This is a genomic window from Microbispora corallina (genome assembly GCF_016863035.1).
Classification (GTDB): Bacteria; Actinomycetota; Actinomycetes; order Streptosporangiales; family Streptosporangiaceae; genus Microbispora; species Microbispora corallina.
The window spans coordinates 215,063-232,865 of sequence record NZ_BOOC01000005.1 but is presented as its reverse complement, the minus strand read 5'-3'; the positions used below and the strand labels follow the sequence as shown (position 1 = coordinate 232,865).

General features: G+C 71.6%; 17 protein-coding genes. 10 read left to right on the top strand and 7 right to left on the bottom strand.

Going from position 1 to position 17,803, the window contains the following annotated elements; genetic code table 11:
• Positions 1 to 44: 44 nt before the first annotated feature.
• Both Mco01_RS08980 and Mco01_RS08975 read left to right on the top strand, forming a co-directional pair.
• On the top strand, positions 45 to 902 hold the full coding sequence (locus tag Mco01_RS08980) for a hypothetical protein (protein WP_204056417.1): 858 nt from the start codon (positions 45 to 47) through the stop codon (positions 900 to 902).
• 60 nt (positions 903 to 962) lie between these two features.
• Positions 963 to 1,859 (top strand): 2OG-Fe(II) oxygenase family protein, encoded by an 897-nt coding sequence (locus tag Mco01_RS08975; RefSeq protein WP_204056416.1) that lies wholly within the window; start codon positions 963 to 965, stop codon positions 1,857 to 1,859.
• A 39-nt stretch (positions 1,860 to 1,898) separates the two neighbouring features.
• On the opposite strand, the gene Mco01_RS08970 is transcribed toward Mco01_RS08975, so the two are convergent.
• Positions 1,899 to 3,053, bottom strand: coding sequence for an acyltransferase family protein (locus Mco01_RS08970; protein WP_204056415.1), 1,155 nt, complete (start codon positions 3,051 to 3,053; stop codon positions 1,899 to 1,901).
• A gap of 203 nt (positions 3,054 to 3,256) precedes the next feature.
• Here Mco01_RS08970 and Mco01_RS08965 point away from each other — a divergent pair, with 203 nt between their 5' ends.
• The 3 genes from Mco01_RS08965 to Mco01_RS08955 are packed head-to-tail and all read left to right on the top strand — an operon-like array spanning position 3,257 to position 6,320.
• The gene (locus tag Mco01_RS08965) at positions 3,257 to 4,180 is read left to right on the top strand and encodes a hypothetical protein (RefSeq protein WP_204056414.1); all 924 of its coding nucleotides are present in this window, start codon (positions 3,257 to 3,259) and stop codon (positions 4,178 to 4,180) included.
• Between the two features lie 3 nt (positions 4,181 to 4,183).
• Positions 4,184 to 4,918 (top strand): hypothetical protein, encoded by a 735-nt coding sequence (locus Mco01_RS08960; protein ID WP_204056413.1) that lies wholly within the window; start codon positions 4,184 to 4,186, stop codon positions 4,916 to 4,918.
• 10 nt (positions 4,919 to 4,928) lie between these two features.
• A complete protein-coding gene (locus Mco01_RS08955) occupies positions 4,929 to 6,320 on the top strand; it encodes an O-antigen ligase family protein (protein WP_204056412.1) in 1,392 nt (463 codons plus the stop codon).
• On the opposite strand, the gene Mco01_RS08950 is transcribed toward Mco01_RS08955, so the two are convergent.
• Positions 6,276 to 6,815, bottom strand: coding sequence for a dTDP-4-dehydrorhamnose 3,5-epimerase family protein (locus Mco01_RS08950; protein ID WP_239103445.1), 540 nt, complete (start codon positions 6,813 to 6,815; stop codon positions 6,276 to 6,278). The two genes, Mco01_RS08955 and Mco01_RS08950, sit on opposite strands and share 45 nt — an antisense overlap.
• A gap of 69 nt (positions 6,816 to 6,884) precedes the next feature.
• Positions 6,885 to 7,805: a glycosyltransferase family 2 protein gene (locus Mco01_RS08945; protein WP_204056410.1), complete on the bottom strand. Its 921-nt coding sequence runs from the start codon at positions 7,803 to 7,805 to the stop codon at positions 6,885 to 6,887.
• Between the two features lie 178 nt (positions 7,806 to 7,983).
• Between Mco01_RS08945 and Mco01_RS08940 the strand changes: the two genes are divergently transcribed.
• The 4 genes from Mco01_RS08940 to Mco01_RS08925 all read left to right on the top strand — a co-directional run bounded on the left by Mco01_RS08940 (position 7,984) and on the right by Mco01_RS08925 (position 12,184).
• Positions 7,984 to 8,784: a 2OG-Fe(II) oxygenase gene (locus tag Mco01_RS08940; protein ID WP_204056409.1), complete on the top strand. Its 801-nt coding sequence runs from the start codon at positions 7,984 to 7,986 to the stop codon at positions 8,782 to 8,784.
• Positions 8,781 to 9,683: a Gfo/Idh/MocA family protein gene (locus tag Mco01_RS08935; RefSeq protein ID WP_204056408.1), complete on the top strand. Its 903-nt coding sequence runs from the start codon at positions 8,781 to 8,783 to the stop codon at positions 9,681 to 9,683. Before Mco01_RS08940 ends, Mco01_RS08935 begins: the two co-directional genes overlap by 4 nt.
• On the top strand, positions 9,680 to 10,597 hold the full coding sequence (locus Mco01_RS08930) for a right-handed parallel beta-helix repeat-containing protein (protein ID WP_204056407.1): 918 nt from the start codon (positions 9,680 to 9,682) through the stop codon (positions 10,595 to 10,597). Before Mco01_RS08935 ends, Mco01_RS08930 begins: the two co-directional genes overlap by 4 nt.
• A gap of 180 nt (positions 10,598 to 10,777) precedes the next feature.
• Positions 10,778 to 12,184, top strand: a complete 1,407-nt coding sequence (locus Mco01_RS08925) for a right-handed parallel beta-helix repeat-containing protein (RefSeq protein ID WP_204056406.1) — start codon at positions 10,778 to 10,780, stop codon at positions 12,182 to 12,184.
• Between the two features lie 9 nt (positions 12,185 to 12,193).
• Here the strand turns inward: Mco01_RS08925 and Mco01_RS08920 are convergent, their stop codons facing one another.
• From Mco01_RS08920 to Mco01_RS08905, 4 genes are all read right to left on the bottom strand, one after another.
• Positions 12,194 to 12,856 (bottom strand): class I SAM-dependent methyltransferase, encoded by a 663-nt coding sequence (locus tag Mco01_RS08920; protein ID WP_204056405.1) that lies wholly within the window; start codon positions 12,854 to 12,856, stop codon positions 12,194 to 12,196.
• 92 nt (positions 12,857 to 12,948) lie between these two features.
• Entirely contained in the window at positions 12,949 to 13,905 is a 957-nt protein-coding gene (locus tag Mco01_RS08915) for an NAD-dependent epimerase/dehydratase family protein (protein WP_204056404.1), read from the bottom strand.
• A 187-nt stretch (positions 13,906 to 14,092) separates the two neighbouring features.
• The gene (locus tag Mco01_RS08910) at positions 14,093 to 15,163 is read right to left on the bottom strand and encodes a 2-oxoacid:ferredoxin oxidoreductase subunit beta (protein WP_204056403.1); all 1,071 of its coding nucleotides are present in this window, start codon (positions 15,161 to 15,163) and stop codon (positions 14,093 to 14,095) included.
• Complete coding sequence (locus Mco01_RS08905; protein ID WP_204056402.1) at positions 15,156 to 17,000, bottom strand: 2-oxoacid:acceptor oxidoreductase subunit alpha; 1,845 nt, start codon at positions 16,998 to 17,000, stop codon at positions 15,156 to 15,158. Before Mco01_RS08905 ends, Mco01_RS08910 begins: the two co-directional genes overlap by 8 nt.
• A gap of 431 nt (positions 17,001 to 17,431) precedes the next feature.
• Between Mco01_RS08905 and Mco01_RS08900 the strand changes: the two genes are divergently transcribed.
• Positions 17,432 to 17,803, top strand: coding sequence for an NADH-quinone oxidoreductase subunit A (locus Mco01_RS08900; protein WP_204056401.1), 372 nt, complete (start codon positions 17,432 to 17,434; stop codon positions 17,801 to 17,803).

Genomic DNA, 17,803 nt, shown 5'->3' with positions numbered 1-17,803 from the left:
GGGCCGACCGAACCGATCTGCACCAGACGAAAGGCGGATCCCTGATGACGTCCTCGCCGCGAAGCGGGTTCGACCGGTTCCTGGTACGCGTCACGCGGCTGCTCATGCAGCCCGGCCGGGTGCCTCTCGCCGTCATGCGGCGGCTGCCGTTCGGCTCGTACGAGTTGCGCTGCGCGCTCGACCTCTTCCCCCGGCCCCACTACGCGTACGGCGTGCAGCAGGCGGCCGAGCTGGCCCGGCGGCTGGGCGTCGGCCGCATCAGCGTGATCGAGTTCGGCGTGGCGGGCGGCGCCGGCCTTGTCGAGATGAGCCGGCAGGCGCGGCTGGCGTCGGCCGCGACCGGCGTGCACATCGAGGTGTACGGCTTCGACACCGGCGCGGGCCTGCCGAAGCCGACCGACCACCGCGATCTGCCGTACATCTGGCGGGAGGGCGACTTCAGCATGGACGTCGACGCCCTGCAGGCGCGCCTGCCCGACGCGGTGCTGATCCTGGGGAACATCGCCGACACCGCGAGGGAGTTCCTCGACGACAGGCGGCCGGCGCCCATCGGCTTCGTCTCCATCGACGTGGACTTCTACTCGTCCACGGCGGCGGCCCTGGGCGTGTTCGCCGGCGACCACAAATACTTCCTGCCCCGGGTCTTCTGCTATCTGGACGACACCGTGGGCGACGACGACCAGATCCTGCACAACGAGTTCGTCGGCGAGCTCTGCGCGATCCGGGAGTTCAACGAGGCGAACACGGCGCTGAAGCTGGCCCCGATCAACGGCCTGCGCCACAAGCGCGCGGTGGCGGCTCCCTGGAACGACAACATCTACGCGCTGCACCGCTTCGACCACCCCGACTACGGCCGGTACGTCGGGCGGCCCGACAGCGAGACGGAGCTCCCGCTGGTGTAACGAACGGGAGGATGCGGACGAGATAGGGAGTGAACAATATGCAGATGAGGGGCACTCCCTATGACCGCGCTCTTTTCCAACAGCGGAGCCGATGACGACGCCCGCCGGCGCACGATCTACGAGGGAGGAATCTTCGTCTACTCGGCGACCCCCGCGTCCGTCGAGCTGATCGGGTTCGCCCGCGCCCTGATCGAGGAGGCGTTCCAGGGCCTCGACCCGGAGACGGCTCAGTTCGAGCTGCCCGTCGAGGACTACGTGGCGCTCCTGGCCGACCTCAAGCCGCGCTTCATCCACCATCCCGAGTGCGCGCGGCTGCTGCCGCTCGTGCTCGCCGAGGCCGGCTGCGCTCTCGACCGCACCTACTTCGACGTGCCGCGGCTGCGCACGTCCACGTCGGACGAGTACCTCACCTCCGGCATCTCGTACGCCTACCACGCGCACCGCGACTGCTGGTACTCGGCGCCCTTCAACCAGGTCAACTGGTGGATGCCGATCTATCCGGTGTCGGCCGACAACGTGATGGCCTTCCACACGCAGTACTTCGCCCGGCCCGTGGCGAACGGCAGCGAGCGGTACGACTACGCCGACTGGACGGCCGTCGGCCGGCCGACCGCGGCGGCGCACGTCCACAGCGACACCCGCGAGCAGCCCAGGCCCGAGGAGGTCATCGAGCTGGAGCCACAGCTGCGGGTGGTGCCGGAGCCCGGAGGCTTCCTCATGTTCTCCGGAGCGCACCTGCACTCCACCGTGCCGAACACCTCGGGGCGGACGCGCTTCAGCATCGACTTCCGCACCGTGAACATCGACGACGTGCGGGCCCGCCTCGGCGCGCCGAACGTCGACGCCCGGTGCGCGGGCACCACGCTGCGCGACTTCAGGCGGGCCGCGGACCTCACGCCCATGCCGTCCGAGCTCGCCGAGGAGTACGAGGCCGAGGCGCTCGCCCGGGTGAGGTGACCGCCGGGGTGAGGTGACCGCTGGGGTGCGGTGACCGCCCTACCCGCGGCGCAGCGCGGTCCACAGCGCCCGCCACCCGCGGTGGCGCTGGAACGGGAGCTCGAAGGCCGACGCGAACAGCCATGCCGCGAGCAGGCTGAGCGGCACGCCGATCGCCAGCGTGGTCAGGAACACCGGCAGGCCCGGCGCGAGCCGCGGCGCGAGGACCAGCCGGTTCAGCACCACGAGGATCGGCGCGTGGATCAGGTAGAGGCTGTAGGAGAACGAGCCCAGCCGGCGCAGGGCCCGCGTGTCGAGCAGCCGCACGAAGGGCCGCGGGCGGCCGCTCGCGACGGCCGCGAGCAGCAGCGCCACCGCCGGGCCGACGACCAGGTCGACCCAGAAGTAGTGGCCGACGACCCACACCGGGCCGCCGGCCACGATCATGAGGAGGACCGGGACCGCGGCGAGGAGGGCCAGCCAGGGCAGCCGGGGGACCCACCGCGACCCGTGCGCCCGCTCCACGCCCGCCGCGACCGCGCCCAGCGCGAACAGCACGGCGAACTGCGGGGTCAGCCGCATGAATAGGTCCACGGCCGGGACGGCGGGCGCGAGCAGCCCGACGGCCGCGACGATCACGGTGACCCCGCCGACCAGGGCGGCCGCCCCGGCCCGTCGCAGGACCAGCAGCATCAGCGGGAACGCCACGTACAGCTGGGCCTCCACCGCGATGGACCAGAAGACGCCGTTGGGGCTCGGCGACCCGAACAGGTCCTGCACGAGCAGGCCGTACACGAGGACCGACTTGAGCGTGGGACTGCCCTGTCCCGGCTGCGGGATCAGCGTCCAGGCCACCACGAGGCTGAACAGCAGGGCCGTCCAGTACGGCGGGAGGATCCGCCAGGCCCGCCGGTAGGCGAACCGGCGCAGGCCGTCCAGCCGCCATCCCGACCGCGCGGGGGACACCGCCAGGGAGAAGCCCGACAGGACGATGAAGACCACCACGGCCAGGTGTCCGTAGACGAGCCACCCGGCCCACGCGGGCCCCCCGTTGACCGGGAAGCCGGGATAGGAGAGCAGCCAGCAGTGGTGCAGGACCACGAACAGGGCGGCGAGGCCGCGGATGCCGTCCAGGCCGGCGAGCCGGGAGGGACGGGCCCTCGCGGGCGCGGCCGAGGTGGACGGGACCGTCGCCTGGTCCGCGTGGAGCTCCATCCGCCGTACTCCCGTCGCCGTCCGGACCGACCGCCGCAACGTATATCGGAGCGACGGCGGCGGACGTAACGATCGGCGGCGCGATCGGATACGGGCCCCTGCCGGAACGGTGTAACGGGAAAGCGGACCCCGACGATTTCCCCCCGTAAGGTTCCGGACGTCTGGTGGCAGGCCGAAGGCTATTGACGAGGCCGGGGGGACACGTGGATTTCTGGAAGACGATCGCCGGTCTCGCCCTGAGAAAGACGATCGCGCTCCCCCTGCTGGCCCTTGCGATCGCCGCCGGCGCGGCGGCCTTCTTCCTCGTCCCGACCACCTACGAGGCCGACACCTCGCTGGTGCTGGCCACCCCGGTCAACGGCGGCGTCTCCTCGAAGGACCCCAACCGGCCGCTCGAGCGCGCCAACCCCCTGCTGCAGTTCAACGACGCGCTGAAGACCGCGGCGAGCATCGTCATCCAGTCCATGAACACGCAGGACGTGTGGACGCAGCTCGGCGCTCCGAAGGACGGGCCGACCGTCATCACGATCGACGACGGCCGCAGCAACCCCAAGGTCCTCGACATCACCGGCCCGTACATCTACATCCGGGTGCAGGCGCGCGACCCCGGGACCGCCTCGGCCGTGCTGGCGAACGCGCAGCGCCGGGTGCGCGAGGAGCTGATCGGCTGGCAGAAGACGCTCGGCGCCCCGCCGACGACCTTCCTCACGGTCGCCAACATCGTGCCGGCGTCCCGTCCGGAGGCGTCGGAGTCGGCGCGGTGGCAGGGCGCGGTCGGAGCGGGCCTCCTGGTCGCCTGCGCCGGTCTGGCCGGCGCGTACGCGCTGCGGCGCAGGGCCGCCCGCCCCCGTTCCGAAGACGCGGTGACACCCGACGAGGAGGCGCGGCCGGTGGACGTCGCCGCCGCCGAGTCGCCGGAGCAGCCGCGTCCCGCGGTCCTCCAGACCGCCGGCCACGACGACGCGCTCCCGGACGACGCCGACCCGATCCTGTGGGACACCCAGGAGATCGCCGTCGTGAAGGACGGGCCGGAAGGGCCGGAGGCGGACGAGACGCCGCCCAACGGCATCGACCGCCGGTTCGTGAGCGTGGTCAGGGACACGCGCGCGGACGACGACAAGGACTGAGGCATGGACTTCTGGGCCACCGTCCTCGTCCTCTTCCGGAGGTGGTACGTCACCTTCCCGGTCTTCGCGCTGGTGCTCGCCGGCGCGGCCGGCGTCTACGTCAAGTTCCCCAAGACCTACGTCTCCTCCTCGGCCCTCGCGCTCACGGTCCCACGGGACGGGGGGAGCGTGCCGGCGGATCCGAAGTTCCCCAATCCCGTGGTCAACCCCATCGTCAACATCGACAGCGGGCTGGGCTTGTCCGCGTCGATCCTCATCCAGGGGCTCAACACGGCGGAGATCGCGGAGAAGGCGGGGGTGCGGCCCGGCGGACGGACGACGTTCAAGGTCAGCAACGGCACGACCAACCCCGAGCTGATGATCACGGTGCCGTTCGTGGTCATCTCCTCCGAGGCCCCCACGCCCCAGGAGGCGTACGACGTGGTCGTGCGGCTCAACCGGCTCGCGCAGGAGAAGCTGGTCGAGCAGCAGCGGGCGCTCGGCGCGCCCCCCGCCACCTACCTCAAGGCGCTCGAGGTCGTGCCCCCGACCACCCCCGAGGAGAAGACGGGAAGCAGGCTGCGGGCGGCGTTCGTGGCGCTGGCGATGGGCCTGTTCCTCGCCATGGCCGCCGCGTTCGCGGTGGAGAGCATGGCCCAGGCCCGCCGTGCCCGCCGCGAGGAGCCCCCGCTCGCCGTCAACGGCGTCCCCGTCCCCCACGGCCTGCGGGCGGCCGCCCGGCCGCTGCTGCGGCGCTGATCGGCGCGCCGTGGCCATCGAGACGCTGGAGACGGCGACGCCCCGCCGGGCCGACGGCGCGACGCTCGTCTGCCTGTTCGTGCTGGCGTTGTTCCTCATCCCGGCCCGCCTGGTGCTGCGCGGGCTGCCGATGTCGCTGTCGCTCGCCGACATCCTCGCCCTCGTCCTCCTCCTGGTCTGGCTGTTCGCGCAGTTCACCTCCACGCTTGGCGCGGCCAAGGGGACGAACCCCGTCCGCACGGGGATCTTCGCGTTCGGCATGGCGCTGCTGACCTGCTACGGCTTCGGCGCGCTCGGATACCTCAGCTCCGACGAGCTCAACCTCGCCGACCACTCCCTGGTCCTGTTCGTGGGCTACGTCGGCCTGGTGCTCGTCGTCTGCGACGGCGTTCGGGGACGGGACCGGCTCGACTTCGTGATGAAGACGATCGTGGTGGCGGGCGTCGTGGTGTCGGTGGTCGCCACCTTCCAGTACCTGCTGAACTTCGACCCCACCGCCTACATGACGCTCCCCGGCTTCCGCCACACCTCGGTGGAGGGCACGGAGACCGTGATGTCGAGGGCGGACCTGCGGCGGGTGGCCGGGACGCTGGGCCACCCGATCGAGCTCGGGGTCGTCTGCGCGATGATCCTGCCCTTCGGCGCCCACTACGCCTTCCGGGCGGGCAGCCGGGGCGAACCGGCTCTGCGCTGGTGGCTGGCCACGGCCGTGATCGCGGCCGGGCTGATGTTCTCGGTGTCCAGGTCGGCGGTGATCGGGCTGGTCGTCATCGCGCTGACGCTGTTCCCCGGGTGGCCGGTCAGGCGGTGGCTGGCGACGCTGGGGGCGCTCGCCGTGTTCCTGGTCGTGATGAAGGCGGCGGCCCCGGGCCTGCTCGGCACCTTCTACAACCTGTTCGCCAACGCCACCTCGGACGACAGCATCCTCTACCGCACGCACGACTACCCGTTCGCGCTGCTGGAGGTCGCGAAATACCCGATCTTCGGCCGCGGGCTCGGCACCTGGTACCCGTACAAGCACCAGGTGTTCGACAACGAGTACCTGCTCTCGCTGGTGGAGACGGGCATCGTGGGCGTGGTCGCGTTCGTCGGCATCCTCGCCTGCGGGGTGGCGACGGCGCTGCGCGCGCGCCGGCTGAGCGGCGACCCGAACGTCCGCAACCTCGCCCTCACCGTCGCCGCGTGCCTGCTGGTCCCGCTCGTCACCGCGGCCACGTTCGACCTGCTCTCCTACCCGGGCGTGACCAGCCTGATGTTTTTGCTGATCGGGGCGGCGGGCGCCCTGCTGCGCACCGTCAAGGACGAGAACCGCGCCCAGGCGGCCGCGCGCACCGGTGACGGGGCCGCGGCGTCCGGGCTACGCCGTGAGGCGGGCGCGCAGGTCGGCCCAGGATCCGGCTGACAGGTCGCGACGACTGATCGCGCCTGGTGGCAGCGGCCAGGGGAGCGCGAGATCGGGGTCGTCGTACCGTACGGCGAGGTCCTCGGCCGGGTCGTGCTCCCGGTCGATGCGGTAGCAGACGTCGGCCTCGGTCAGCGCCTGGTAGCCGTGCAGGATGCCGGGAGGCACGTAGAGGTGGGCGAAGGTCTCGTCGTCCAGCAGCACCGACACCTGCTCCCCGAAGGTGGGGGAGCCGGGGCGGGCGTCCACGAGCATGTCGAGGACGGCCCCGCGGGCGCAGCGGACGAGCTTCGCCTCGCCTCTGCCCGAGCGGCCGTGCATGCCGCGGATCGTCCCCTGGCGGGAGCGCGACTGGCTGTCCTGGATGAAGGCGGCCGGGTCGAGTCCCTGCTCGGCCGCCACGGCGGCGTCGAAGGTCCGGGTGAAGAAGCCGCGCTCGTCGTGGTGGGGCACGGGGACGAACAGCAGCACGCCCTCGATGGCGAGTCGCGTCACTTTCACACCGGTGTAGTCGCGGCCCGCCGCCTCTCCGTTACGGCGGTCTCCCGGACCGTCCGGGCGTCGTCAGGGGAGCGCCCGGAGGCGTCTCGACGGCCGCAGGAGGGCCACCAGGGACGCCCGTGCGGTCCGGCGCCCCACGAGGGTCCGGACCGCCTCGCCGAGGACCACGGCCATGAAGAACGCGGACGAGGCGAGGGGACCGCGCCGCCTTCTGAACAACCGCACGCGGTTCGTGGTGAGCAGCGCGGCGAGGACCGGGTTCACGTTCGCCTCGCCGCCGATGTGCTCGATCACCGCCTCGGGCTCGTACCAGAGGATCCAGCCGCGGTCGCCGGCGCGCAGCGCGAACTCGGTCTCCTCGCTGTACAGCAGGAAGGACTCGTCCCACGGCCCGAGCTCCCGGATGGCCGGCACGGAGACGAGCATGGCCGCGCCGGTCGCCCACTCGGCGCGGCCCGCCGTCTCGTAGCGGCGCGGGTCGGCGATCACCTCGCCGAGCCGCCACATCCGGCCCGCCAGCCGCCCGCCGACCAGCGCCTCGGCCAGCGCGCCGAGTACGGTGGGCGCGCGGCGCAACGACGGGTACGTGTGCCCCTCAGGGGTGACCAGCCGGGGGACGGCGATGCCGCGGCGGGGCGCGCGCAGCGCGTCCGCGAGGCGGGCCAGCGCACCCTCCCGCACCCGGCAGTCGGGGTTGAGCACGGCGACCGCGTCGAGCCGGTCGAGATCCCCCGATCGGTCGAGGAAGGCGATCCCGGCGTTGATGGCCGCCGCGTAGCCCGCGTTGCGCCCGACCTGGACGACCGTCGCTCCCGCCCGCTCGGCGATCGCCACGGACTCGTCCCGCGAGGCGTTGTCGGCGACGACCACCCTGACGAGGCCGGTCGAGCGCGCGCCGGCCGGCAGCGACTCCAGGCAGCCGGCCAGGACCGGCGCGCTGTTGTACGTGACGATGACGACCGCGATCCGCGGGGTCTCGGGCATGCGGTCCTCCGGCAGTCGGACAGTCTCCGCCAGGCGCATGCTAGGGCGGCGGGGACGGCCCCGCAATCCACCCTTCGAGCGTTCCAATCGGGCTGTAACGGATGTCGATTCCCCGCGCGATATTCAGACCGGAGCCTGGCGGGCCCTTCGAATCGAGCGGGCCGGGATGGAGAAGCGGATGCAGGAGACCGAGACGTTCACCTTCCGCCGGGAGGAGCTGTTCCCGCTCGCCGACCGCTGGCGTGTCTCCTTCCTCGAGGCGAAGCCCTTCCGGCACGTGGTGATCGACGACTTCCTCCCGCCCGGCGCGCTGGAGCCCGTGCTCGACGAGTTCCCGGAGCCCCGGGACGCGAGCTGGCAGCAGTTCGACAGCTCGCGCGAGATCAAGCTGGCGCTGTCGGACACCGAGCGGATGGGCCCGGCCACCCGGAACCTGCTCGCCGAGTTCAACGGCCAGGTCTTCGTCGAGTTCCTGGAGCGGCTGACCGGCATCGAGCAGCTCGTCTCCGACCCCCACTTCGAGGGCGGCGGGCTGCACCAGATCCGGCCCGGAGGATTCCTCAAGGTGCACGCGGACTTCAACCGGCACCGCAGGCTCAACCTCGACCGGCGCCTCAACGGCCTGCTCTACCTCAACAAGGACTGGGAGGAGAGCTACGGCGGGCACCTGCAGCTCTGGGACGTGGACATGACCCGCTGCGAGCACAAGATCCTGCCCGTCTTCAACCGGTTCGTGGTCTTCGCCACCACCGACGACGCGAACCACGGGCACCCCGATCCTCTCACCTGCCCCGACGACCGGGCGCGCCGTTCCATGGCGCTCTACTACTACACGAACGGCCGTCCCGACGAGGAGACCGGCGACGACCACACCACCGTGTTCAAGCGCCGGCCCGGCGAGGAGTGGAAGAGCAGCTTCCGGCAGACGGTCAAGCGGTGGACGCCCCCCGCCCTGGTGGACCTGCTCGCCCGCAAGTGAGACCGGTAGCGGTCGGACTCGTCGGCGCCGGTCCCTGGGGCTCGGGGTTCCACGCGCCGATGCTCGCCGCCGGCCCGCAGACGCGTCTGGCCGGCGTGTGGTCGCGCCGGCCCGAGCGGGCGCGCGAGGTGGCCGCGCGCTTCGCCGTTCCGGCGTTCGCGGACTACGACCTGCTGCTGGACGCGTGTGAGGCCGTGGCCTTCGCCGTGCCCCCCGAGGTGCAGGTGTCCATGGCCGTCCGGGCGGCCCGGGCCGGGCGGGCCCTGCTCCTGGAGAAGCCGCTCGCCCCCGACCTCGCCGGCGCGACGGCGCTCGCGGAGGCCGTCGACGCGGCGGGCGTGCCGACCCAGCTGATGCTCACCCGGCGGTACCGGCCCCAGGTGCGCGAGTTCCTGGACCGGGCCCGGCGGTTCCGGGCGCGCGGCGCCCAGGCGCGTCACCTCACCGACGAGCTCTTCTCCGCCGCCTACGCCACCCCCTGGCGCAGGCGGCAGGGCGTCCTCGACGACTTCGGGTTCCACGCCCTCGACCTCCTCGACGCGGCGCTGGGGACGGTGAAGGATGTGATGGCGGTCGGAGATCCGCACGGGTACATGGCGCTGACGTGTGTGCACGAGGGGGAGGGCGCGGTGAGCCAGCTCGCACTGTGCGGCTCGATCGGCTCGCCGCACGGGCACCACAAGACGATGGAGCTGTACGGGCGGGAGGGTGCCCTCGTCCTCGACTTCCGTGAGCTGGCCGACGACTCGGCGCCGACCCGGGAGAACGTCCGGTCGGAGTTCGCGGCCACCGTCAGGTCAGGAGTGCCGCACACCGTCGACGTCCATCACGGCCTCCATCTGCAACGACTTCTGGAGCAGGCGCGATCGCAGCTCCGCGGCGTCGGCGACGGCTCGTGAGGCGGCTCTCGGCGGTGGTGGGGGCCGTCGCGCTGACGCTGGTGTCGGGATGCCAGGCGGCGACGTCCGACACGGGTGGCCGCCCTCCGGGGAAGGCCGTTGGCCCGGCCGCGTCCCCGAGCGCGCGGGTGCCCGCGAGCCCCGAGGCCCGGGAGTGGCCGGGACCGGACACCACCGGCGTCCCCCCCGGCACGGCCCTTCGCCCGTCCGGGTCGATCAGGGTGACCAGGGACGGGACCGTCATCGACGGCCTCGACGTGCACGGCGAGATCTCGGTCGAGGCCGACGACGTGACCATCCGCAACACCCGCGTCCGCGGGATCCCCGGCTGGTGGGGGATCCTGCAGCGGCAGGGTTTCTCGGGCCTGACCGTCCAGGACGTGGAGATCTTCGGGAACGGCAGGGAGCGCACGCAGTTCGGGATCCTCAACCAGGGCGAGATGATCACGGTCCGGCGCGCGGACATCCACACGATCTCGAACGGCATCAGCACGGAGCAGGGGCTGATCGAGGACTGCTACGTCCACGACCCGAAGCTCTACAAGGGCGACCACATCGACATGATCATGTCGTCCGGGCCGCCCGCTCCGGGCACCCAGCTGATCATCCGCCACAACACGGCCGTCAACACGCTCGACCAGACGGGCGCGATCTCGCTGTTCCAGGACTTCGGCGTCGTCCACGACGTGACCGTGCAGGACAACCTGCTGGCCGGCGGTGGCTGGTCGCTGTACGCCGGGGCGGGCGTCAAGGGCACCTCGTCGAACGTCAAGGTGATCGGCAACGTGTTCAGCCGCAAGGTGTGGCCGAAGGGCGGCCAGGCGGGCCCGGTGGCGTACTGGGACGCGCACGGGCAGGGGAACGTCTGGCAGGGCAATAAATGGGATGACGGCCGGCCCGTTAAACCCGATTAATACCCTTAACCTGCGGCTGCTGGGGCATTTGGGTAATTTGAGGCTCTCGCACAATGAGATGAAATTGAGATCGTTTGAGAGAATCGTCCACCTGTCGTTCTCGATATGGCTAACCTCCCCAACGAGCCTTCATAAGGAGGCGGGCAGTCGGCACAACTGCCGATCCGGAAGGAGTCGACTGTGGGGCGGAGCCATGGGAACGGGGGAACGGCTGGTCTGCTGGCCGCGGCAGGGCTGGTGGTCGCCTTCGCCGGCGTCGGATGCGGCGTGAGCGCGGGGGACGTCTCGGACAAGCTGGCGGCGCTGACGGACGTCAACACGTGGGGGGGAGACGACGAGCCGGAGTCCGGCGCGCGGCCCTCGCCCGCGGGCGAGGCGCATCCGCTGTCGTCCGGAGCCGCCGCCGGCCGGGGCGGCAACGCGAGCACGGCGAGCGCCGGCGGCGGACACGCGGTCGTCGCCCGGCCGGCGCCCACCTGGTGGTTCCCCTGGCCCCCGCGCGGGCACCGGCACCGGCCGCACCGGCCCGTCCCGTCGCCGACCCCGACGGCGTCGCCGAGCCCCACCGTGACGGCGAGCCCGTCGCACAGCCCCACCCCGTCCCCCAGCCCGTCGTCGCACAGCCCCAGCCCGTCTCCCAGCCCGTCGCGTACGCCGACTGCGTCGAGCACCCCGACGCCGTCGCGCACGCCGAGCCCGTCGCACAGCCCCACGCCGTCGCCGAGCCCGTCGCGCACCGCCGTCCCCTCGCACAGCCCGACTCCCACGCCGAGCCGGCCGACCCCCACGCCGACGCCCTCGGGTGAGCCGACGCCGCCGCGGACGGGCGAGTGGCCGAGCGCCGACACCACCGGCGTCCCAGGCGGGGTGACCCTCAAACGCTCCGACGCGCTCGTCATCACCAAGGACGGCACCGTCGTCGACGGGCTGGACGTCTACGGCGACATCACCGTGGACGCCGACAACGTGACCATCCGCAACACCCGGGTCCACGGGCAGCAAGACTACTGGGGGATCATCCAGCGGGAGGGCCGCTCGGGTCTTACGGTCGAGGACTCCGAGGTCTTCGGGAACGGCAAGGTCCGCACCCAGTTCGGCATCCTGAACCAGGGCAAGATGATCACCATTCGCCGGGTCGACATCCACACGATCTCGAACGGCATCTGCACCGAGCAGGGCCTCATCGAGGACTCCTACGTCCACGACCCCAAGTACTACTCCGGCGACCACACCGACATGATCATGAGTACGAGCACGCCCGCGAAGGGCACCCAGCTCGTCATCCGGCACAACACCGTCGTCAACACGCTCGACCAGACCGGCGCGATCGCCCTGTTCCAGGACTTCGGCGTCATCCGTGACGTGACGGTGGAGGGCAACCTCCTGGCGGGCGGCGGCTGGTCACTGTACGCCGGGGCGGGCACCAAGGGCACCTCGGCGAACGTCAAGGTGATCGACAACGTCTTCAGCCGCAGCGTCTGGCCGAAGGGCGGGCAGGCCGGGCCGGTCGCCTACTGGGACGAGGACGGCTCCGGCAACGTATGGAAGGGCAACACCTGGGAGGACGGCGGCGCCGTCACCCCCTGAGGAACCCGCTCACGGCTTCCGCTTGAGCGCGATCACCGACTTCACCAGCCCCGCGAGGCGTTCGAAGCGGATCAGCGAGGACGGGAAGTAGTGCCGCATCTCGGTCACGCTGAGGAGCTCCACCTCCATCGCGATCTGCCGCGCCGCCTCCCGCTCGGAGGTCGGCGTGTGGACGAGCGGCCAGCGGCGGAGGATCTCGGTGCGGGCCGTCAGCGGCAGGAACTGGAACCCGGGGAACAGGAAGTGCGGCTCGACCGGGAAGTACCGGTACGGGGTCTGCACCCAGTGGCGCTCCGCCAGGCCGTGCACCGCGTCGGCGAACATCTGCCGGCGTACGTGCCCGCCCACGTGCTCGATCACGGCGTTCGAGTAGACCAGGTCGTAGGTCGTGCCCCGGATCGGCGCCGGCAGGTCGCAGGCGTCGGCGACGTCGGCCCGGATCCAGGACGGCAGGTCGGCCGGCGGCGCGTCCAGGTTGACGATGTGCACGCGCGCCGGCCGGATCGGCGCCCGCAACCACGCGCTGGCCGTCCCCCCGAGGTCGATGACGCTCATCTGGCCGAGATCGGGGAAGCACTCGGCGAACCAGGCCCAGCGCCGGGCGCGGGCCCTGGCCCCGAGCGAGTCGGGAGCGTCGACGAAACGGCTGCGGAGGGCGTTCAGGCGGCTCATCTGGTGGGCTCCTCGGGCGCCGGGACGATCACCTCAACCATCCCAGATCGCCGCCTCCGCCGCTGCGGATCCCGGCCTTCGTGACGTACTCGCTACTCCCCCCGGTGGTGCCGCTCGGCGTACCACCGTACGGTACGGCGCAGCCCCTCCTCCAGACCGGTCGCCGGTCGCCAGCCCAGCACCTCCGCCGCGGGGCCGATGTCGGCGGTCTGCGCGATGTCCAGCGGACGGTCGGCGACCGCGCCGAACGGCGGCGGCGACGGCGCGTCCATGATCCGGTACAGCAGCGCGACCGCGTCCCGGACGGGCACCTGGGTGCCGGTGCCGATGTCGAGGATCCGCCCGACCGCTCCATCGCTCAGACCCGCCGTCGCGAACGCCTCGACCACGTCGTCGACGTACACCCAGTCGACCGGCTTCGTCCCGCTGGTGAGCCGCGGCTCCTCGCCGCGCAGCAGCGCGAGCGTCACGTACGGCACGAGCTTCCCGGTGTCCCGTTGACCGGGCCCGTAGACCATCGTCGGCCGCAGGATCGCGACCGGCACGTCCCACAGCCGCTGGAACAGCTGCGCGTACCCCGTGGCGGCCCACTTGGCCACCGCGTACGGCGAGGGCGGCGGGGCCTGGCCGTTCGCCGGCCGCGGCTCCTCGCTCGACCCGCACAGCAGCACCCGCGTGCCAGGCCGGACGGCGGCCGCGCCGAGGACGTTGACCGTGCTGACGAGTGTGTTCTCCAGAGTGGGCAGCACGACCGAGGGGTCCCTCGCCCCGTTCACCTCGGCGGCCAGATGGAAGACCACGTCGGGCCGGGCGGCGTCCACGACCGCCTGGACGGAGGCGGCGGACCGGAGATCGGCCGCGTGCCAGATCTCCCCCTGCCCTATCCGCTCCGGCGGGCGGCGGCTCACCGCGTGCACCTCGGCGCCGAGCTCGCGGAGGCGGCGGGCCAGGCCGGACCCGATGAACCCGCTCGCCCCGGTCACCAGCGCGCGCCTTCCGGCCCACGAGGGACGCTCCGCGTCGGCGGGCTCGGACGGCTGCGGGGGCATACGCTCTCCTCGGCGAGGGGATCTGGGGAGGTCGCCGAACCCGGCCCTCAGGACGGCGGCGGCCGGACTGGAGGACGCGCCGCTCGCCCCCCGGGTTCACCCGGGCGGGAACGGAAAGGACCCCACCGGAGGGTGGGGTCCCTGTCGCGTCCGTGCCGTCCGACGGGCGCGCCCGCCGGGCCGGCGGTCAGCCGATGCGCCAGGTGTCCCCGCCGAGCAGCAGGTCGCCCAGGCTGCCCCGGCCCTTGTCGGCCGTGGCCGTCTGCAGCTGCTCGTTCATCAGCTGGTCGTACGACGGGCGGTCGATCGAGCGGAAGACGCCGATCGGCACGTGCTCGAACGCCGGGTCGTCGAGGCGCGACAGCGCGAACGCCGCCGACGGGTCGGGGTTGTGGGCGTCGTGCACGAGGATCTCGTCGTCGGAGACCTCGGAGCGGCGCACCACCTCGACGCCGCCGGTGCGCGACAGCCGTACGGCCTTCTCGTTGTCGCCGGTGCCGAAGACGATCGGACGGCCGTGCTCCAGCTTCACCGTGATCTCGTCGCGGGTGGCCGGGTCCTTCAGCGCGTCGAAGGCGCCGTCGTTGAAGATGTTGCAGTTCTGGTAGATCTCGACGAGCGACGCGCCCCGGTGGGCGGCGGCCTCGCGCAGCACGCCCTGCAGGTGCTTGCGGTCGGAGTCGATGGTTCGGGCGACGAACCCGGCCTCCGCCCCGATCGCCAGCGAGATCGGGTTGAACGGCTTGTCCAGCGAGCCCATCGGGGTCGACTTGGTGATCTTGCCGATCTCCGACGTCGGGGAGTACTGCCCCTTGGTCAGGCCGTAGATCCTGTTGTTGAACAGCAGGATGTTCAGGTTGACGTTGCGGCGCAGCGCGTGGATGAGGTGGTTGCCGCCGATCGACAGGGCGTCGCCGTCACCGGTGATCACCCACACCGACAGGTCGGGCCGTGACGCGGCCAGGCCGGTCGCGATGGCCGGAGCCCGCCCGTGGATCGAGTGGAACCCGTACGTGTTGAGGTAGTAGGGGAACCGGGACGAGCAGCCGATGCCGGAGACGAACACGATGTTCTCCCGGCGCAGGCCCAGCTCCGGCAGGAAGCTCTGGACGGCGGCGAGGATCGCGTAGTCGCCGCAGCCCGGGCACCAGCGCACCTCCTGGTCGGACTTGAAGTCCTTCAGGGTCTGCGCGGTCTCCGTCCTCGGCACCAGGGCCAGGCCCTTGCCGTTGAGGCCCCCGTTGGAGATGTCAGTCACTTTCGATCACGTCCTGAATGACGGCGGCGAGCTCCTCGGCCTTGAACGGAAGCCCGCGGACCCGGTTGTAGCTGATGACGTCCACCAGGAAGCGCGCGCGCAGCAGCATGGCGAGCTGCCCGAGGTTGATCTCCGGCAGCAGCACCTTGTCGTAGGAGCGCAGCACGTCGCCGGTGTTGCCCGGCAGCGGGTTGAGGTGGCGGAGGTGCGCCTGGGCGACCTTGCCGCCGGACCTGCGGGCGCGGCGCACGGCCGCCGCGATCGGCCCGTACGTCGAGCCCCAGCCCAGCACGAGCACCCGGGCGTCGCCGTCGGGGTCGTCCACGACCAGATCGGGGACGTCGATCCCGTCGATCTTGGCCTGGCGCAGCCGCACCATCCTGTCGTGGTTGTCCGGGTCGTAGGAGATGTTGCCGGTGCCGTCGGCCTTCTCGATGCCGCCGATGCGGTGCTCCAGCCCCGCCGTGCCCGGGACCGCCCAGGGGCGGGCCAGCGTCTCAGGATCGCGCTTGAACGGCAGGTAGGCGCCATCGGCGCCGTTCGGCTCGGTGGTGAAGGCGATCGAGATGTCGGGCAGCTCCGCCGGGTCGGGGACCCGCCACGGCTCGGAGCCGTTGGCCAGATAGCCGTCCGACAGCAGCATGACCGGAGTCCGGTACTTCAGCGCGATCCGCGCGGCCTCGACGGCCATGTGGAAGCAGTCGGACGGCGTGGCCGCGGCCAGGACCGGGACCGGCGACTCGCCGTTGCGGCCGAACATCGCCATCAGCAGGTCGGTCTGCTCGGTCTTGGTCGGCATGCCGGTCGAGGGGCCGGCGCGCTGCACGTCCACGACGATCAGCGGAAGCTCGGTGGTCACCGCCAGGCCGACCGTCTCGGCCTTGAGCGCGACGCCCGGGCCGGAGGTCGTGGTCACCCCCAGCGATCCGCCGAAGGCCGCCCCGAGGGCGGCGCCCACGCCCGCGATCTCGTCCTCGGCCTGGAACGTCCGCACGCCGAACCGCTTGTGCTTCGACAGCTCGTGCAGGATGTCGGAGGCCGGGGTGATCGGGTACGAGCCGAGGAACAGCGGCAGCCCCGACTGCACCGACGCCGCGATCAGCCCGTACGCCAGGGCCTGGTTGCCGGAGATGTTCCGGTACACGCCCGGCGGCAGGCTCGCCGGCTTGACCTCGTAGGAGACCGAGAACGACTCGGTGGTCTCGCCGTAGTTCCACCCGGCCTGGAAGGCCGCGATGTTCGCCTTGGCGATCTCGGGCTTCTTGGCGAACTTCGCCTCGAGGAACTTGATCGTGCCCTCGGTCGGCCGGTGGTAGAGCCACGACAGCAGCCCGAGCGCGAACATGTTCTTGGCCCGCTCGGCGTCCTTCTTGGACACGTCGAAGCCCTCGAGCGCGCGCACGGTCAGCGACGTCAGCGGCACCGCGTGGACGCGCCACTCGGCGAGCGACTCGTCCTCCAGCGGGTTGCCGGCGTAGCCCACCTTGGCCAGGTTGCGCTTGGTGAACTCGTCGGTGTTGGCGATGATGTCGGCGCCCCGCGGCAGGTCGGCCACGTTCGCCTTGAGCGCCGCCGGGTTCATGGCGACCAGGACGTTGGGGGCGTCGCCGGGAGTCAGAATGTCATGGTCGGCGAAGTGCAGCTGGAAGCTCGACACACCGGGGAGAGTGCCCGCGGGGGCGCGGATCTCCGCCGGGAAGTTGGGCAGCGTCGACAGGTCGTTGCCGAACTGCGCGGTCTCCGACGTGAACCGGTCGCCGGTGAGCTGCATCCCGTCGCCGGAGTCACCCGCGAACCGGATGATCACGCGGTCGAGTTGCTGAACCTGCTTGGTCACAGCTCCTCAGTCCTCCTTGGCGCGCCCGGGCTCGTCCGCTCGAGGCACGTTGTCATATCCATGCTAGATCCATCGGGGTCACGCTTGTTTTCCCGTCGTGCGCACGTCTTCTCCGGTCGTGGGCGCGACGCCGCACCGGCTTCGGGGATCGCCACGGGGCTGTGCGGGCGTCCCACCGGTCGTCGGCCGCCGCGCCGGGCGGCGCCGGTGCCGACCGTCAGCCGTGTGACAGCGGTGATCCGTCAGGCCGACACAGGGCCCCGGCCAGCAGGCACAGGTCCACGTGCAAGCGGGCGTAGAGCATGCATCGGGTCACGATCCTCAACTATATGCGCGACCATGGGCTGCGGCCGTCAGGTGGTCACCACGTGAGATCGCGCCCGCCGGAGTTATGCTCGGCGGGCGGGGCCGTGTGGGAGGAGATGGTCGGCGTGGACGGGTATTTCGGCTCCTACGCGGTCGTCGTCGTGCTGCTCCTCGTCGGCGTGGGGATCTTCGCCGGCGGCCTGTTCGCGAACCGCATGCTCCGCCCCGACCGGCCGACCCCCGCGAAGCTCACGACGTACGAGTGCGGCGTCGACCCCGTCGGCGAGGGGTGGGCGCAGTCGCAGATCCGCTACTACGTCTACACCTATCTCTATGTGGTGTTCGCCGTGGACGCCGTGTTCCTCTTCCCCTGGGCGACCGTCTTCGCCGCCCCCGGGTACGGCATGACGACCCTGGTGGAGATGTTCGTGTTCCTCGCCTTCATCGCCCTCGGGATCCTCTACGCCTGGCGCAAGCGGGTGCTCGCCTGGACCTGA